Below are 15,981 nucleotides of genomic sequence, written 5' to 3'. Positions count from 1 at the left end.
TGCGTCGCACACTTATACTTTCTGTCTTCTCTCTCATCAACTGAAATATTTCTATGCGTCTCTCCGCCTCTGCGGTAATCAAACTGCTACTGGATACAGCAAGCAACCATCTCCATAACTCAAAAAGCGAAAATTATTTTCCAGGGCATAATTGTAAACCCTTCTCCAGTCATCACCAATTATTGCAGCTACCAATAGCAGCAGAGTAGATTGCGGCTGATGAAAATTCGTGATCAATGCTTTTGCAATTTTTAATGCGTAACCCGGTGCAATGATGATCTGCGTTTTCGTTATCAGGCTTGATAAATTGTGTTGTTTCATCCATTGTAATAAAGCTTGCAACGCATCTTTGGCAGAAATATTTTCAGCATCTACGTCATAAGCATCCCATTGATAAACCTGCAAACTTTCTAAATATATAGTTGGGTTTAAAATTGTTTTTACACCAAGCCAGTACAAACTTTCTATGGTGCGTAAAGAAGTAGTGCCTACAGCTATAACTGTTTTATCAATATGCTGGAGTATATTTTCAATCAATGCTGCACGCACATCAATAAACTCTGTATGCATTTCATGTTCTTCCATTATTGCTGCTTTTACAGGTTTGAATGTACCGGCACCAACATGGAGTGTAACAAAATCTCTTTGGATATTTTTTTGATCAAGCTTTTGAAACAATCTTTCTGTAAAATGCAAGCCTGCAGTAGGTGCTGCAACAGAACCATTATATTTTGCATAAATGGTTTGATATCTTTCTTTGTCAGTTTCTTCTGCAGTTCGATTTAAATAGGGTGGCAATGGTACAGAACCCGCTGCATGTAATACTTCTGCAAAAGATAATGAATCGTCATCCCAACTGAACGCTATTAAAAAATAGTCTGTAAATTTTTCGATCTTCTTTGCAGTAAACTTAAATTCTTTCAAATCATTTTTGATTATTTTAATCACCGGCTCGTCCTTCCATTTTTTTGCACCACCTATCAAACATTTCCATAGTACTTTACCTTTTTGCAGCATAGCAGTTGTGATGTCTGCATATATATCGGCAGGTTCCAAACAAAATATTTCTATAATACTGCCGGTTGATTTTTGAAACAATAATCTTGCTTCTACAACTTTAGTATTATTGAAAATAAGTAAAGAGTTTCCGGGAATATATTTTTCAAGATTGTAGTAAGTGTCTTCTGTTATTGATTGATCTTTATATACCAGCAACTTGCTTTCATCTCTTTGTGGTAAAGGATATTTAGCAATTCTTTCTTCCGGAAGCTTGTATAAAAAATCTTTTATGAATAATCTTTTAGGATGCACTTATTGTAGTATATAGGTAAATAGTGTTTGTAAAATATAAAGTATAAATAAGTAACTGTATTAATTATAAAACCTGTTAGGTTTTATAACTCTAACAGGTTTATTTATTTTTTGCATTGCTCATTAAAATACAGCATGTACAAGAGTGCGACGCAACGGAAGTTTAATGCATGCTTTATAGCCGGGCTAAAAAAAATTATTTTCCAAATTTTTCCTGCCAGGCAAGCATGCCACCTGTAAGATTAACCGGATTTTTAAAACCTGCCTGCTCTAAAAATAAACTGGCCATTCCACTGCGGTTGCCACTGCGGCAATAAACGATAACTTCCTGATCTTTCCAGTCTTCAATATCATCCAGCTGCATAGCTTGTATTTTGCCAAGCGGTATATGTGTGCCGCCAATATTAAAATCTGCTCTTTCATGATCTTCGCGTACATCAAGCAGGTTTACAACTTCGCCATTATCTAAACGGGCTTTTAATGCTTCGACAGTTGTTGTTTGCATAGTATAAAAAGTTTATAGTGATTAATTATTGAGCTTGTTCAGGCGGTGCTGTTACCAGCTTTTGCTTACTGATCCAAATATCCATGATTTGTCCGGGCCTTATTTTATTTTTTGTGGTGGTGCCATCTGCTTCTGTATTAAACTCGATCGGTTTTTGATTTACCACAAAAGCATTAGCGGTATCAGATACGGCGTCAAGCGGAATGATAGCACCCATCACAATATTATAACTGCTAAGCAAAGAACGGGCATCATTCACCGTCATACCCACAAGATTTGGCACGTCTAATTCAATATCGCTTACACCATTGCCAATAACCAGACTAATACTGCTGCCCATATTTATTTTGGTGCCTGGTGTAATTGGTTTGCCATTATATGATTGCTCTTTTACTGCATTGCGTGCTATATCGTACACATAACTTGTATCGCCAACTTTTAAACCAAGGCTTTGTAAATACAGGGTTGCACTTTTGATGGAAAAGCCACGCAGGTCGGGCATTTCAACCTGTGGAGGTACTGCACGGTTTATAGTTAAATAAACTGTTCTGCCTGCTTTTACTGACGCATCTACATCGGGTGACTGGCGCATAACCTGCAGTGGCCTTGCCGTATCTGCATAAACAGAATCCTGTATGCCTGTTTCAAAACCTGCAGCTTCGAGTATCTTTTTTGCTTCATCATAAGTTCTTCCTGTAACCGAGGGCACCTTCTGTGTTTCATTGTGATTGGTAAGTACACCAAGCAAACTGAAAAATAAAAAGATCAGCATACCCACCAACAATATTATTACCAGCAGGTTTACCAGGAAAGATTTGTGTGTGATGAATTTAAACACGAAATATATTTTGTTATTGTAAAGTTTGAATATTGCTAAAATGGCGATCTGTTATTTCAATTCCGAAATCAAACATCATATATCGAAATCACTACACAAATGCTTCTTCAATTACTGCTGTATAAAATTCTTTCAGTGTCCAGCCCATGGCTTTTACCTGTTGCGGCACAAGACTGGCTTCACTTTGCCCCGGCACGGTATTGATCTCCAGCATAAACGGTTCCGCAGCTTTTTCATTGTATATGAAATCAATTCTCACAATACCTTTACAGTTAAATACCTGGTAAATTTTTTTGGCTGCTGCTCTTATTTTTTCTGCAACAGTTTCATCTACCTCTGCAGGTGTTATTTCTTCACTTTTACCAAGGTATTTTGCTTCAAAATCAAAGAACTCTTTTTGAGAGATGATCTCTGTCATCGGCAATGTAATGATTTCATTATTTTTTCTGAATACACCGATCGTTAATTCTCGGCCTTGTATAAATTCTTCCACCAATACCTGGTCATCTTCATTAAATGCTTTCTCAATTGCTGCACCTAGTTCTTCCGATGCATTGTTTACTTTACTCATCCCAATGCTCGATCCGCCGTTATTGGGTTTTACAAAAACAGGGAACTGTAAATTATTAATGATTTCTTCAGGATTCGTAAACCTGTTCTTTATAAGCAATACAGAACGGGCCACACGAATGCCACTGAATGCTGCAACCGCAACTGTATACCTTTTATTAAAGGTCAAGGCACTGGTTGCAGCATCGCAACTGGTGTAAGGAATTTTCAGCATATCAAAATAGCCCTGCAGTTTGCCATCTTCGCCGGGGTTGCCGTGAATGCACATCAAAGCTGCATCAAAAGTTAGCTTATTGCCATCAAAATTTATAGAAAAATCATTCATATCAACAGGCGTACGATTGCCTTTGCCATCATCATATAACCAGCCTTCTTTGCATATATCAATTGTATAAAGGTCAAATTTTTCTCTGTCCACATTTTGTGCAACGGTAATAGCGCTTTTATAACTTATCTGGGCCTCGCCACTATATCCACCGGTAACCAATGCAATTCTTTTTTTCATCTTATGCGTGCTTGATTCCCCGCAAAGAAATAGAAATTTTTGAACAGGCGATTATTTATAGCTGTTTATTAAGAAAAGAGTATGAAATTTTTTGGAACTGGCAAGTGTTTTTCATGGCATCACCTGTTGTGTCACTCACTTGTACGTTTTACTCTTAATTGAGCTTGTAAAAACAATATTTGCCACAAAGTATATTTTTGTGCTGAAAAATGAATATTCTGTCCGTTACTTTCCTCACATTCCCCACATTTAACACTAGTAATTATGAAATTGAAATAGCTAAGGGGTGACTGCTAAAACCATTATGCACAAAGGGAATAGCGCAGATAAAGGTAAATGTTTACCATACCTTTTAACTGCTGGCACAGGGTTTGAAAATTTATAATGTGAATCAAAAAATGAATCTATGAAAAGAATTATGTTAGGGGCATCAATAGTTGCATTGGCTATGATCATGAATACATCGAATGCCCAGGATAGCAAAAGCCATTATACAATGCCTAAAATGGGTATTAAAGGTGGTCTTAGTCTTACAGGTATTTCAAACTTTGAAGGTGACCAAAGAGTTACAGCACATGCAGGTATATTTGTTCATCATACCATTAATAAAAACTGGTGCTTTCAACCTGAATTATTGTACTCTGCACAAGGACAAAAGTATATGACAGATGAAGGCCAGAAAAGAGTTTTGGCACTTGATTATATACAAGCGCCATTTATGATGCAATATTATCCTGCAAAAAGATTTTATGTAGAAATGGGGCCGCAGGTGGGTTTATTGATAAACTCAAAAACAAAGAACGCTCCGACGGGTGAGGATAAAATTGCAGTAGATGGAGGATATCGTAAAGTTGATTTGGGTGTTAATGCAGGATTAGGCGTAAACTTTACTGATCATTTTGGTATATACGGCAGGTATACACAAGGCCTTGTTGATGTAACAAAATCATCAGAAGCGTATAAGTTAAATACCGGTGTACAGATAGGTGCTGCGGTAAGATTTTAAGATTGAAAATAGTATATGTAAAAGGCTGTTGTTTTTCAACAGCCTTTTGTTATTTACTTAATATCTAAATTTATTACTGTTGGTCCAGCTTTTATTTGCTCACTTGTTATATAAACGTACAAGAGTGCGACGCAACGGAAGATTAATTCATATACATAGCCGGTCTCATAACGGCTGTTAGTATTCTCTTTCAAACTAACTTTCTTCTTTTCGTCGCAACATTTTATGGCATTGTCTCATTTGAACAATCTGTCATTTATACGCAATATACTTTTGCATCATCAAAAAAATAATTATGAGAAGGTTTTTACTAGTTGTATGTGCGATGATAGTGACTGCTGATCTTATGGCACAATTTCCTGGTGCAGCACCCGGAGGCAAAGGCAATGCACAGGCAATGAATATTGGTCATATCTATGGTAAGATAGTGGATAGCCTTGGCAAACCGGTTAGTGAAGTTTCTGTATTGCTGCTGCAAACAAAATTTGATACCGTTTCTAAAAAGAAAAAAGAATTATTGCTAAATGGTCTGACCACTAAAGCAAATGGTGAATTTAGCTTTGAGCAACTTCCATTGTTTGGTCAGCTAAAATTAAAGATATCTGCTGTAGGTTTTAAACCGGTAGAGCAAGCCGTTGCATTCCAAATGAAAATGGATCCTAATGCAACAAAGCCCGGTGCAGGCGCCACACAACAAATGAGTGGCATGAGCAATATGCTGAACAATGTAGATAAAGACCTTGGCAATATATCTCTTGTACAAGATGAAAAACAGCTTGCGGGTGTAACAGTTACGGCATCTACTTCAGCATTAAAAATGGATATTGATAAAAAAGTATTTAATGTAGACAAGAATATTGTAAGTGCCGGTGGCACAGCTTTGGATGTGATGAAAAATGTACCATCACTACAGGTAGATATTGATGGTAATGTAAAACTGCGCAATGCCGCACCACAGATATATATTGATGGACGGCCTACAACTTTATCACTCGATCAGATACCTGCAGATGCTATTGAAAGTGTAGAAGTAATTACAAATCCTTCGGCAAAATATGATGCTTCTGGTGGTAACGCCGGAATATTAAATATTGTTTTGAAGAAAAATAAAAAGACTGGTTATAATGGTAATCTGATGGCAGGTGTTGACAGGCGTGGCGGTGTAAATGGTGGTGGTAATTTTAATGTAAGAGAGGGAAAAATAAATTTATCTGCTGCAGTAATGGTAAACCAGATGCGTAACAGAACAACGGGCACTACTGACCGTTTAAATTTTGGCGATACACAGGCACATGTTTACCAGAGTAATCTTAATAAAACCAATGGTGGGTTTATGTTTGGCAGAGTGGGGCTTGATTATTTTGTTACCAACAGAACTACATTATCGCTTGCTGTAATAAAGGTGCATGGTGAATTCAAGCCCAACGAAACTATTGATATTACTACCGATAGTATTTTCAAAACAGGTGCTGTGGCAAGCAGTTACAGTCAAAGATTTTCAAACAGCACCAGACAATTTAACGCTACAGGTTTGCAGGGTGGCATGAAATATAATTTTCCTAAAGCAGGTGAGGAACTAACAGTTGACGGAAACTTTTTTAATGGTAAGAATGAAGGGAATTCTATGTACACCACCAATTATTATGAAGGAGGTATTGCTGGTGGTTCACAATTGCAACAAGTGATCAGCAGCGGGGGCAACAGGTTTCTTACTTTACAGACCGATTATGTGAAACCTATAACTGATAAGACAAAATTAGAAACTGGGTTACGTGCACAAATGAACAGGATTAAGAACGATAACGAAACATTTATCCAGGGCGTTGGAGGTTCTGAATTTATAAAGATACCTTCTGCTACCAATAACTATAGCAACCACGATAATGTTTACGCAGCGTATGTTTCATTTACAAGTTCTATAAAGGATTTTGGGTATAAAGTTGGTTTGCGTGCAGAGAGCTCCAATTATAAAGGTGAGCTGAGTAATACGGGAGAGACATTCAGTAACAAATATCCTGTGAGCTTATTTCCATCCGTATTCTTTAGTCAGAAACTGAAAAATAAGCAGGAAGTGCAGTTGAGTTATACACGCAGGGTAAGAAGGCCAAATTTCTTTCAGTTGATACCTTATGTTGATTATACAGACAGTCTTAGTATAAGAAAAGGAAACCCGAATTTAAAGCCTGAGTTTACCAACTCTCTCGAAATGTCTTATACAAAAACATTGAAGGGAAATAATACCATTCTTACTTCAATTTATTTTAAACAAACAACAGACCTGATCACCAATTACCTGGATAAATCTATTAACCCTGTTACAGGTAATGAAGACCTTATCAGTACTTATGTAAATGCTAATTCAAGTTACAGTTATGGTGCAGAAGCAACTTCTGTAAACTATCTTAAAAAGTGGTGGGATCTTACAGCCAATATAAACATATATAATTCTAAGATCAATACAGATAATATCAATGGCACTTCGCAGGCTGCAATCTGGAGTTGGTTTGGAAAGATCAATAACAACTTTAAATTGCCAAAGAATTTTACCATACAGTTAAGTGGAGACTACCAAAGCAAAACGAACCTTCCTGTGAATAATAACACAGGTCAAATGGGGCCACCAATGTCGCAGGCACAGTCTTCATCACAAGGTTATATCAGACCATTCTGGGGCGTGGATATGGCTTTCAAGAAAACTTTTCTTAAGAACAATGCTGCTGCAATTACACTTAGTATCAGCGACATTTTTAAAACACGTAAACAGGATCAATATTCGTACAGCGAATACTTTACACAGAATTACTATCGCTTAAATAATCCACAGATGGTGCGGTTGAATTTCACGTATCGTTTTGGAAAAATGGATGTGGCTTTATTCAAGCGCCAGAATATGAAGAGCCAGGGCGAAGGTATGCAGGGTGCTACACAGGGAATGCAATAACATATTAAGCGTGGGGAATGAAATGAATTGGGAACAAATTCGGGCAAAAAAATTGTTCACGCTTATTTTTAAATCTTGCATCCAAACAGTTTTGCTATATTAGATTTCCAAAAAATTAAATCAATGAGAACTTACCTGCTCACCTTATTCGCGTTTTTTATTGTAACGATCGCCAAAGCACAAACTGCCGATGAAATAATTGCAAAACATATTGATGCAGTAGGCGGAAAAGACCTCATAGCAAAAATAACTTCTCTGTATGTAGAAAGCAGTACTGCCGTTATGGGCAATGATGCACCCACAAAAACAACCGTAATAGCTGGCAAAGGCTACAAAAATGAAACAGATTTTAACGGGCAAAACATTGTACAGGCAGTAACTGATAAAAGCGGCTGGATGATCAACCCTTTTGCAGGTGCTTCTGATGCAACAGCAATGTCTGATGATGATTTCAAAATTGCATCAGACGACATTTATCTTCCCGATCCTTTGATAAATTATGCAGCCAATGGCGCTAAAGTAGAATTGATCGGTCAGGAAAAAATAGGAGAAATAAATGCATATAAGATCAAATACACCAATAAGTACAATGCAGAAACTGTTTTTTATATTGATCCTGCAACCTATTATGTTATTGAAACTGTGAAGAAGGGTATGGCAATGGGCCAGGAAGTAACTGTAATCACTACACTTTCGGATTATCAAAAAACAGATTATGGCATTTTTATGCCATACGCTGTAAACATAGATATGGGGCAATTTACTTTAGATATAACGAGAAAGAAAGTTGAGATCAATGGATCTGTCGATGAAAAGATTTTTGATATGCCTGGTAAATAGATTTTGTTCCCGGCTAAAGTTCTTTGTGCATCATCGTTGCGTCGCACACTTGTACTTTAGAATAAAATGCTGCAAGCTGATACGTCATCTACTTTATGGATCGCTGAATCAGGAACATATACCGTTAAGATCGGCGCTTCTTCAATAAATATAAAACAAACAGCAACCTTCGATCTTGCCAAAGATATAGTAACGGAAAAAGATAATAGAGTGTTGATGCCACAGGTTTCCATTAACGGGCTGAAGAAATTTTTATAACATACTATAACCGTAAAAAGTTAAAAAGGAAGAAGGGGTATAAACAAAATCAGGTAATTTTCATTTTACAATATGGAATGAAAAATTAAAAAAGCCTGGTATGAAATATGTCTTCTTCCTTTTTCTGTTCTTTGAAATATCTGTAGTTAATGCACAAACAAATGGTTCTGCAAGGCCTTCTCTTTTTACATTGCCGTTGCCACCTGAAGTAAAAGACAGTACAATTCTTTTTCGTCTTCGTGCACCTTATGCAAATAAAGTAATGCTTTCACTGAATAATAAGGTGCAGGCCATGCAAAAAGATGCAAAAGGTATATGGAGCGTAACTGCTGCAGCTATGCAGCCAGATATATATGCCTACAACTTTATAGTGGATAGTTTTACCGTTACAGACCCTTCAAACCCGCTTATTAAATTTGGATATTACGGTAACGGGCAAAGCCTTGTTGTGGTTCCTTCAACACCGCCAAACAATTGGGAACTGCAGGATGTACCGCATGGCGCTGTTGCAAGACATCTTTTCAAATCTGCTGTAATAGGCGATCAGCGCGACTTTTACGTGTACACACCGCCAGGTTATGATGCAAAAAGAAAAGAAACGTATCCTGTGTTATATCTTTTGCATGGCATAGGTGATGATGCACGTGCATGGACACAAATTGGTTTTGAAAATATTATTCTCGACAATCTTATCGCACAGGTAAAAATAAAACCAATGATCGTCGTAAATACATTGGGTTATGGTGTGCCTAAAACAATGATAGGAGATGGGTCGTTCGAAAACTTTACAAAGTGTTTGCTTAATGAAGTAATGCCGCAGGTTGAAAAAAATTATAATGCTTCAAAAGAAAGCAGCAAACGTGCTATTGCGGGCCTTTCAATGGGTGGTGCAGAAGCGGTATATGCAGGGCTTAACAACACGAACATGTTTCAATGGATCGGCGGCTTTAGCAGCGCGTTTATCATGTATCGTGGTGCCGGCCGTGCTGGTATGCCGGTTACAAACCAACAAGCTACAGATGCTGCTGTGTACAATTATAATTTTCCCGGCATAAACGAAAAAGTAAATGATAAAATAAAATTGCTTTGGATCTCCTGCGGAACCTCAGATTTTTTATTGTTCTCCAATAAAGATTTTGAAAGTTGGCTTGCCAAACAAAATATCAACTTCAAAAATGTAGAAACAACCGGCGCACATACCTGGATGGTGTGGCGCAGAAACCTGGAAGCATTTACACAATTGTTATTTAAATAAAAAATTTTAGAGACCGGCATTTTATTTTCCATAGCATCTTCGTTGTGTCACTCACTTGTACGTGCAGAACCGAATTCATCAGGTCAGATGTGAAAGGTGAAAAGTCAAAACATACTATTCACTTTCGCCTTTTCACTTGTTGGTAAATGCAATGCAGTACAAGAGTGCGACGCAAGGAACGATGAGTAAAGACAAGCAGCATGGTACAAAAATTCTTCCTTTTAGAACGCTAATATAATTCCGTCTTTCAAAGCCTTGTCATATTTACGTTTGTCAAATTTATACAGGAAGGGAGAGCGATGCGCACCAATACTTCTGCGCTCATTCAGTTTTTTTATAAGGCCAAGCGAGATGAGTTTTTTAGCAAAATTTCTGCGGTCCAATTCTTTGCCAAGAATGGTTTCATAGAGATCATGAATCTCGGGCAACGTAAATTTTTCAGGCAATAAATTATAGCCAATTGGTTGATGATAGATCTGCATGCGCAATGCTTTCAGCGCTTCTGCGAGAATAAAATTGTGATCAAAAATAAGTTTAGGCACAGAATCAATTTCCCACCATTCGCACTTGTCTGAAAGCGGGTCAGGGTGCGGGTTTACCTTCGAATATTCGGTAACCGCATAATAGCCGATAGAAACAGTTCTTTTCAGCAACCAATGATCGGCGGGCACAGAACCTTTGGTAATTGTCTCAAGATGATCAATGTCTGCCTTGCTTCTGTGAGAGCGCTTTGGCTCACCAAAAGTTTGGAACTGTTGCAGAAAAATTTCATCAAGGCCGGTTCTTTCTTTTAGAATTCTTGTAGCTGCCTCTGAAAGATTTTCTTCCAGTTTTATAAAGCCACCGGCAAGCGACCATTTATCTGATTCTTTCCATTTCAAAAGCAGCACTTTTAACTGGTGTTCATGGTATCCAAAAAGCACACAGTCAATAGACAAATGATGGAGGAATTCCTTATGGCCTTTCTCTATAAAATCAATCGTTTCGTTCTCGGGTATCATACCTTAAAAGTAGAAATTTAAGTCACAAAATAAAATTTATGGATTAAAATTTATAATTATCTTCATTGCGTATTGATTACGGAATAATTGCTGCCTGCTAAATATGTTTATAATGCACATAAGAAATTCCGGTACATTTTTCTAAGCCAACAACCAATAGCCCCGGCATATTTTGCCGGGCTATTTTTGTAGATGCGATTATTGGCTGTTGATTGTTTCTGTAACTAATTAAACTCCACATATCCCTCCAAATAAATTAAACTGGCAACACTAATATAATTTTAAAATACTAAAACACAAGTGACATGTATAACCGCAGAAAATTTTTGCAAAGTTCCGGCGCACTGGTACTCGGTGGTACGGCATTAACGGGAACTGCCAAAGCATTTTTTGGCGAAAAAGCTATGCATCCAATAGGCTTGCAGTTATTTACTTTCTTTAACGAAATAGATAACGATGTAGAAGGCACATTGAAAAAAATTGCAGGTGTTGGCTATAAAGAAATTGAATCTGCCTTCAGCAAGAAAGACGGCTATTATGGTATGAAGCCAAAAGAGTTTGCTGCATACTTAACAAGCATTGGTCTTTCATGGAAATCGCATCATGTGTTAGGTGCACCTTTTAAAATGCCTCCTGGTGCAAAGATGCCAACCGGTGCCGATGGTAAGCCATTGGTTATTCCGCCAATGCGTAACCTAAGAGATAATACGCAGGAACTTGTTGACGAAGCTGCAGAAGGTGGCGTTGAATTTTTGGTTTGTGCAAACACACCTATCAATACACTTGATGATATAAAATCTTCTATTGAAGTGCTGAACAAAACAGATGAAGCCTGTAAGAAAGCAGGCATCGGTTTTGCATACCACAATCACGATGCAGAATTTCATACAGTAGAAGGGCAGGTGCCTTATGAAATGTTCCTGTCTCAAACAAAAATGCAGATGGAACTTGATCTTGCATGGGCAACAAAAGGTGGTAAAGATCCGGTTGAGTTGTTCAAACAAAATCCCGGTCGCTTTCCATTATGGCATGTAAAAGATCTTGATGCATCAAGAGAAGATATTCTTCCCGTTGGCAGTGGCACCATCGATTATAAACGCATATTCGACGCTGCTTCCACAGCAGGCATGAAACATTTCTTTGTAGAGCACGATATGCCAAAAGATGCGCTGGCAAGCATTACAGCAAGCTATGCCTATTTAACCAGGATGCTTGGATAATAGTTTTATGTACTTAGCTTCATTGCTACTATGGTACTACTGTTGTGTCACTCACTTGTACTGCAACAATTCTATGCAACAACAAAATGTTTAAAACGGCTAATAACCGCCTTAACCGTAAATTTGAAGACCATTCAGTAAAAAAAAATTTGGAACTATGAAAAGAACCTTTTTTACAATTTCCTTGCTTGCGTCCCTTGCGATTGTTACTTGTATTGCACTGGTAAGTTGTGCTAACAGGAAGAACCTGTCAGATGATAAACCTAAGACTACAGGAGATGGCGGATACCAAACACTGCCTGATACGGCTTATTCAGGAAAAACGCTTTTTGGCGCAAAAATTCAGCACGATAAAAGCGAGAATCAAATTTATGTGGCTAAGCAAATGCACTTATCCTGCATAAGACCATCTTCTATTTCAATGGATACTTACACATCACTTCCCGAACCATTAGTTCAATTTCACAAAGCAGGTTTTATTTGTGTAACGAATGTGAATGCAACAAATACCTCCGGCAGTAATATTGTTGAATATCTCCATGGGGCCGATACGATACAATTTAAAAAAGCATTTAAGCAACTGTGCGAAGATGTAAAAAACAATATTGGTGTTGATAACTTTATTGCGGTTATTGAAAATGAACCTATCAATCTTAAATACTACAAAGGAGATTTCAAAAACTACCTGGAAGAGTTGCGTATGTGCATAGAAATAGCAAAGCCTTATCATATAAAAGTGGTAAGTGGCGCTATGCATCTGCAATTAGTACAAGCTGTGAAAGATAAAATTACGGGCGATATAAGAGTTGAGCACACAAGGCAATTAATGGACTTCGAAAGAACACATGAAGTATATGCCACTAACATACATCATAAATTTCAACCTGAGAAATCCAAACGAGACATCAGTGACTTTGTTAGTCTTAGCAAATGGTTAAGTAATTATACAGGACACGCTGTAATGACAAATGAAATAAGCATGAAGGGGGTAACCCCGCAACTCATTACGGGTTATTTAAAAATGGCCAGGGAAGCAAACTATCCTATTTATATGTTTTGGAGTGGTGACACGTTTAATGGAGTTAGATCTGCCGGAAGTAATAGTGCCGGCGATGCATTAAATAGCGGTGGTACACTTTCTGAGCTTGGGAAAGCCGTTGCCGAATTCAAAAAATAAGCAACCCCATAACTTAACATGTGTAACAGTTAATATTATTTATGCAACAATCGGCTACATAAAAAAATTATAACTATTGCTATGAGGAAAATAAAACTGTCCATCACTCTTTGTCTTGTTTTGCAAGCTGCATTATTGCACGCTCAAAACTGGAGTGAAAAAATTAACGGCACACTTAGTACGGTTACCAACAAGAACGGGCAAACACTTGGCTACTCAACATCTTCAGGTGTAAAGCTTATTATCGTTGATGGCTTTGCATTTAAAGACCTTAATAAAAATGGTAAGCTGGATAAGTATGAAGATTGGCGTTTGTCAGCAGACGTCCGTGCAAAAGACCTTGCGTCTCAAATGAGTGTTGAGCAAATTGCCGGGCTTATGTTATATAGCAGGCATCAGCCGATTCCCACCGCGCCAACAGGTCCTTTCGCTGGCACATATAATGGTAAATCGTTTGCAGAAAGTGGTGCCAATGCGTCAGACCTCAGCGACCAACAAAAGACTTTTCTAACGAAAGATAATGTTCGGCATGTATTGGTTACTTCTGTTAAAAGCCCTGAAGTAGCAGCAGAATGGAATAACAATGTACAGGCACTTACAGAAAGTATTGGCCTGGGTATTCCTGCAAACAACAGTTCTGATCCTCGTCATGGAACTATTGCCAATGCAGAGTTCAATGCGGGTGCCGGTGGTGCTATTTCAATGTGGCCCGGGTCACTGGGTTTGGCTGCAACATTTGATCCTGCTGTCGTAAAACAGTTTGGACACATTGCTGCACAGGAATATCGTGCATTGGGTATTGCAACTGCATTATCTCCACAGATTGATATGGCTTCTGAACCACGCTGGAATCGCTTCAGCGGCACATTTGGCGAAGATCCAAAACTCGCTGCTGATATGGCCCGTGCTTATATCGATGGCTTTCAAACATCAACAGGTGATAAAGAAATAAAAGATGGCTGGGGCTATAATAGTGTAAATGCTATGGTGAAACACTGGCCTGGTGGCGGCAGCGGAGAAGGTGGAAGAGATGCGCACTATGGCTTTGGAAAATATGCAGTGTATCCTGGAAATAATTTTGCACAACACCAGGTTCCCTTTACAGAAGGCGCATTCAAGCTCGAAGGTAAAACAGGTATGGCTGCTGCTGTAATGCCTTACTATACTATATCCTGGAACCAGGATACAAAGAATCATGAGAACGTTGCTAATAACTATAACTCGTATATCATCACAGATCTGCTGAGAAAAAAATATCATTATGATGGTGTGGTTTGCACAGACTGGTTGGTAACAGGTGATGAAACAGCCGTTGATATTTTTATAACAGGAAAGTCATGGGGAGTAGATTCACTAACACTTGCACAACGGCATTATAAAATATTGATGGCGGGTGTTGACCAGTTTGGCGGAAACAATGATGCAGCACCGGTTATAGAAGCATACAACATAGGTGTAAGAGAACACGGTGAAAAATTTATGCGTGCAAGGTTTGAAGAATCCGCTGTACGTTTATTGAAAAATATTTTTAGAACCGGATTATTTGAAAACCCTTATGTAGATCCTGAAATATCAAAGAGCCTCGTAGGTAATCCTGAATTTATGAAAGCTGGTTACGATGCTCAATTGAAGTCAATGGTTTTGTTGAAAAACAAAAACAATGTATTGCCGCTACAAAAAAATAAAACAGTGTATGTGCCCAAACAATTTACACCTGCCGGCAGAAATTTCTTAGGTATGGAAACACCGGAAAAATTAGATTATCCTGTCAGCTTGAACATTATCAAAAAATATTTCAACGTTACAGATAATCCTGATGAAGCAGATTATGCATTGGTATTTATCAATAGCCCAAATAGTGGTCTGGGCTACAAAGCTGATGATGTAAAAGCAGGCGGCAATGGTTATTTGCCAATTAGTTTACAGTATGGCCCTTACACTGCAACAGATGCACGTGCAACAAGTATTGCAGGCGGTGATAAGTTTGAAAAATTTACCAACCGATCTTATAAAGGCAAAACAGTAACGGCTATAAATACAACAGATCTTGCAATGGTTACAGAAACTTTTACAAAGATGAAAGGCAAGCCTGTTATAGTTTCTGTTAATGTATCCAACCCGATGGTTTTTTCAGAGTTTGAAAAAGATGCAAATGCTATTCTTGTAAATTTTGGTGTGCAGGCCCAGGCTATTCTTGATATACTTACCGGCAATGCAGAACCCTCTGGCTTGTTACCTTTTCAAATGCCGGCCAATATGCAGGTTGTAGAAAAGCAAAACGAAGATGTACCTCACGATATGCAATGTTATAAAGACAGCCAGGGCAATGTATATGATTTTGGTTATGGATTAAACTGGAAAGGCGTTATAAAAGATGCAAGAACTACAAAGTATAAAGTAAAATAATTTTGTTAGCCGTACAGTAGAATATGCATGAAGCTTCCGTTGCGTCGCACTCTTGTACGTTCTGTATTTTGCTCAACTATGAATAAAGCGCACAAGAGTGCGACGCAAGTAAAGTTGAAAAAAGAAACAAAAGCCCGGTAAAAAATTT

At 38.0% G+C, this 15,981-nt stretch carries 13 protein-coding genes; 8 read left to right on the top strand and 5 right to left on the bottom strand.

The annotated features are described in order from the left end of the window. Nucleotides 1-78: 78 nt before the first annotated feature. From FRZ67_RS06015 to FRZ67_RS06000, 4 genes are all read right to left on the bottom strand, one after another. Nucleotides 79-1,311, bottom strand: coding sequence for an S-adenosylmethionine:tRNA ribosyltransferase-isomerase (locus FRZ67_RS06015; RefSeq protein ID WP_147188679.1), 1,233 nt, complete (start codon nt 1,309-1,311; stop codon nt 79-81). Between the two features lie 196 nt (nt 1,312-1,507). After that, entirely contained in the window at nt 1,508-1,816 is a 309-nt protein-coding gene (locus FRZ67_RS06010; RefSeq protein WP_147188678.1) for a rhodanese-like domain-containing protein, read from the bottom strand. 25 nt (nt 1,817-1,841) lie between these two features. Then, nucleotides 1,842-2,654 carry a PASTA domain-containing protein gene (locus tag FRZ67_RS06005; protein ID WP_147188677.1) on the bottom strand — a complete coding sequence of 271 codons (813 nt, stop codon included), beginning with the start codon at nt 2,652-2,654 and terminating at the stop codon, nt 1,842-1,844. A gap of 91 nt (nt 2,655-2,745) precedes the next feature. Then, nucleotides 2,746-3,729, bottom strand: a complete 984-nt coding sequence (locus FRZ67_RS06000) for a D-alanine--D-alanine ligase (RefSeq protein ID WP_147188676.1) — start codon at nt 3,727-3,729, stop codon at nt 2,746-2,748. A 406-nt stretch (nt 3,730-4,135) separates the two neighbouring features. Between FRZ67_RS06000 and FRZ67_RS05995 the strand changes: the two genes are divergently transcribed. The 5 genes from FRZ67_RS05995 to FRZ67_RS05975 all read left to right on the top strand — a co-directional run bounded on the left by FRZ67_RS05995 (nt 4,136) and on the right by FRZ67_RS05975 (nt 10,029). Further along, the gene (locus FRZ67_RS05995; RefSeq protein ID WP_147188675.1) at nt 4,136-4,735 is read left to right on the top strand and encodes a porin family protein; all 600 of its coding nucleotides are present in this window, start codon (nt 4,136-4,138) and stop codon (nt 4,733-4,735) included. Between the two features lie 295 nt (nt 4,736-5,030). Then, a complete protein-coding gene (locus FRZ67_RS05990) occupies nt 5,031-7,676 on the top strand; it encodes a TonB-dependent receptor (protein ID WP_147188674.1) in 2,646 nt (881 codons plus the stop codon). Between the two features lie 123 nt (nt 7,677-7,799). Next, nucleotides 7,800-8,516 (top strand): LolA-like protein, encoded by a 717-nt coding sequence (locus FRZ67_RS05985; protein ID WP_147188673.1) that lies wholly within the window; start codon nt 7,800-7,802, stop codon nt 8,514-8,516. Nucleotides 8,517-8,582: 66 nt separating this feature from the next. Continuing rightward, nucleotides 8,583-8,774 carry a hypothetical protein gene (locus FRZ67_RS05980; protein ID WP_147188672.1) on the top strand — a complete coding sequence of 64 codons (192 nt, stop codon included), beginning with the start codon at nt 8,583-8,585 and terminating at the stop codon, nt 8,772-8,774. 100 nt (nt 8,775-8,874) lie between these two features. Beyond that, complete coding sequence (locus FRZ67_RS05975) at nt 8,875-10,029, top strand: alpha/beta hydrolase-fold protein (protein ID WP_147188671.1); 1,155 nt, start codon at nt 8,875-8,877, stop codon at nt 10,027-10,029. A 221-nt stretch (nt 10,030-10,250) separates the two neighbouring features. On the opposite strand, the gene FRZ67_RS05970 is transcribed toward FRZ67_RS05975, so the two are convergent. Further along, nucleotides 10,251-11,030 carry an NUDIX hydrolase gene (locus FRZ67_RS05970; RefSeq protein WP_147188670.1) on the bottom strand — a complete coding sequence of 260 codons (780 nt, stop codon included), beginning with the start codon at nt 11,028-11,030 and terminating at the stop codon, nt 10,251-10,253. 305 nt (nt 11,031-11,335) lie between these two features. On the opposite strand from FRZ67_RS05970, the gene FRZ67_RS05965 reads away from it, so the two are divergent. The 3 genes from FRZ67_RS05965 (at nt 11,336) to FRZ67_RS05955 (ending at nt 15,833) form a co-directional block, all read left to right on the top strand. Next, a complete protein-coding gene (locus FRZ67_RS05965) occupies nt 11,336-12,250 on the top strand; it encodes a sugar phosphate isomerase/epimerase family protein (RefSeq protein ID WP_147188669.1) in 915 nt (304 codons plus the stop codon). Between the two features lie 157 nt (nt 12,251-12,407). Next, nucleotides 12,408-13,427: a hypothetical protein gene (locus FRZ67_RS05960; protein ID WP_147188668.1), complete on the top strand. Its 1,020-nt coding sequence runs from the start codon at nt 12,408-12,410 to the stop codon at nt 13,425-13,427. An 81-nt stretch (nt 13,428-13,508) separates the two neighbouring features. Next, entirely contained in the window at nt 13,509-15,833 is a 2,325-nt protein-coding gene (locus FRZ67_RS05955) for a glycoside hydrolase family 3 protein (RefSeq protein WP_147188667.1), read from the top strand. Nucleotides 15,834-15,981: the final 148 nt, after the last annotated feature.

The sequence above is a fragment of the Panacibacter ginsenosidivorans genome (genome assembly GCF_007971225.1).
In the GTDB taxonomy this organism is placed as follows: domain Bacteria; phylum Bacteroidota; class Bacteroidia; order Chitinophagales; family Chitinophagaceae; genus Panacibacter; species Panacibacter ginsenosidivorans.
The sequence above is the reverse complement of the archived record's forward strand: the minus strand, read 5'-3'. Positions and strand labels throughout refer to the sequence as shown.

What these genes read in the sequence shown, in the direction of transcription:
- FRZ67_RS06010 (WP_147188678.1), bottom strand. Translation starts at nt 1,816, where the DNA reads ATGCAAACAACAACTGTCGAAGCATTAAAAGCCCGTTTAGATAATGGC.
- FRZ67_RS06000 (WP_147188676.1), bottom strand. Translation starts at nt 3,729, where the DNA reads ATGAAAAAAAGAATTGCATTGGTTACCGGTGGATATAGTGGCGAGGCC.
- FRZ67_RS05995 (WP_147188675.1), top strand. Translation starts at nt 4,136, where the DNA reads ATGAAAAGAATTATGTTAGGGGCATCAATAGTTGCATTGGCTATGATC.
- FRZ67_RS05990 (WP_147188674.1), top strand. Translation starts at nt 5,031, where the DNA reads ATGAGAAGGTTTTTACTAGTTGTATGTGCGATGATAGTGACTGCTGAT.
- FRZ67_RS05985 (WP_147188673.1), top strand. Translation starts at nt 7,800, where the DNA reads ATGAGAACTTACCTGCTCACCTTATTCGCGTTTTTTATTGTAACGATC.
- FRZ67_RS05980 (WP_147188672.1), top strand. Translation starts at nt 8,583, where the DNA reads ATGCTGCAAGCTGATACGTCATCTACTTTATGGATCGCTGAATCAGGA.
- FRZ67_RS05975 (WP_147188671.1), top strand. Translation starts at nt 8,875, where the DNA reads ATGAAATATGTCTTCTTCCTTTTTCTGTTCTTTGAAATATCTGTAGTT.
- FRZ67_RS05970 (WP_147188670.1), bottom strand. Translation starts at nt 11,030, where the DNA reads ATGATACCCGAGAACGAAACGATTGATTTTATAGAGAAAGGCCATAAG.
- FRZ67_RS05965 (WP_147188669.1), top strand. Translation starts at nt 11,336, where the DNA reads ATGTATAACCGCAGAAAATTTTTGCAAAGTTCCGGCGCACTGGTACTC.
- FRZ67_RS05960 (WP_147188668.1), top strand. Translation starts at nt 12,408, where the DNA reads ATGAAAAGAACCTTTTTTACAATTTCCTTGCTTGCGTCCCTTGCGATT.
- FRZ67_RS05955 (WP_147188667.1), top strand. Translation starts at nt 13,509, where the DNA reads ATGAGGAAAATAAAACTGTCCATCACTCTTTGTCTTGTTTTGCAAGCT.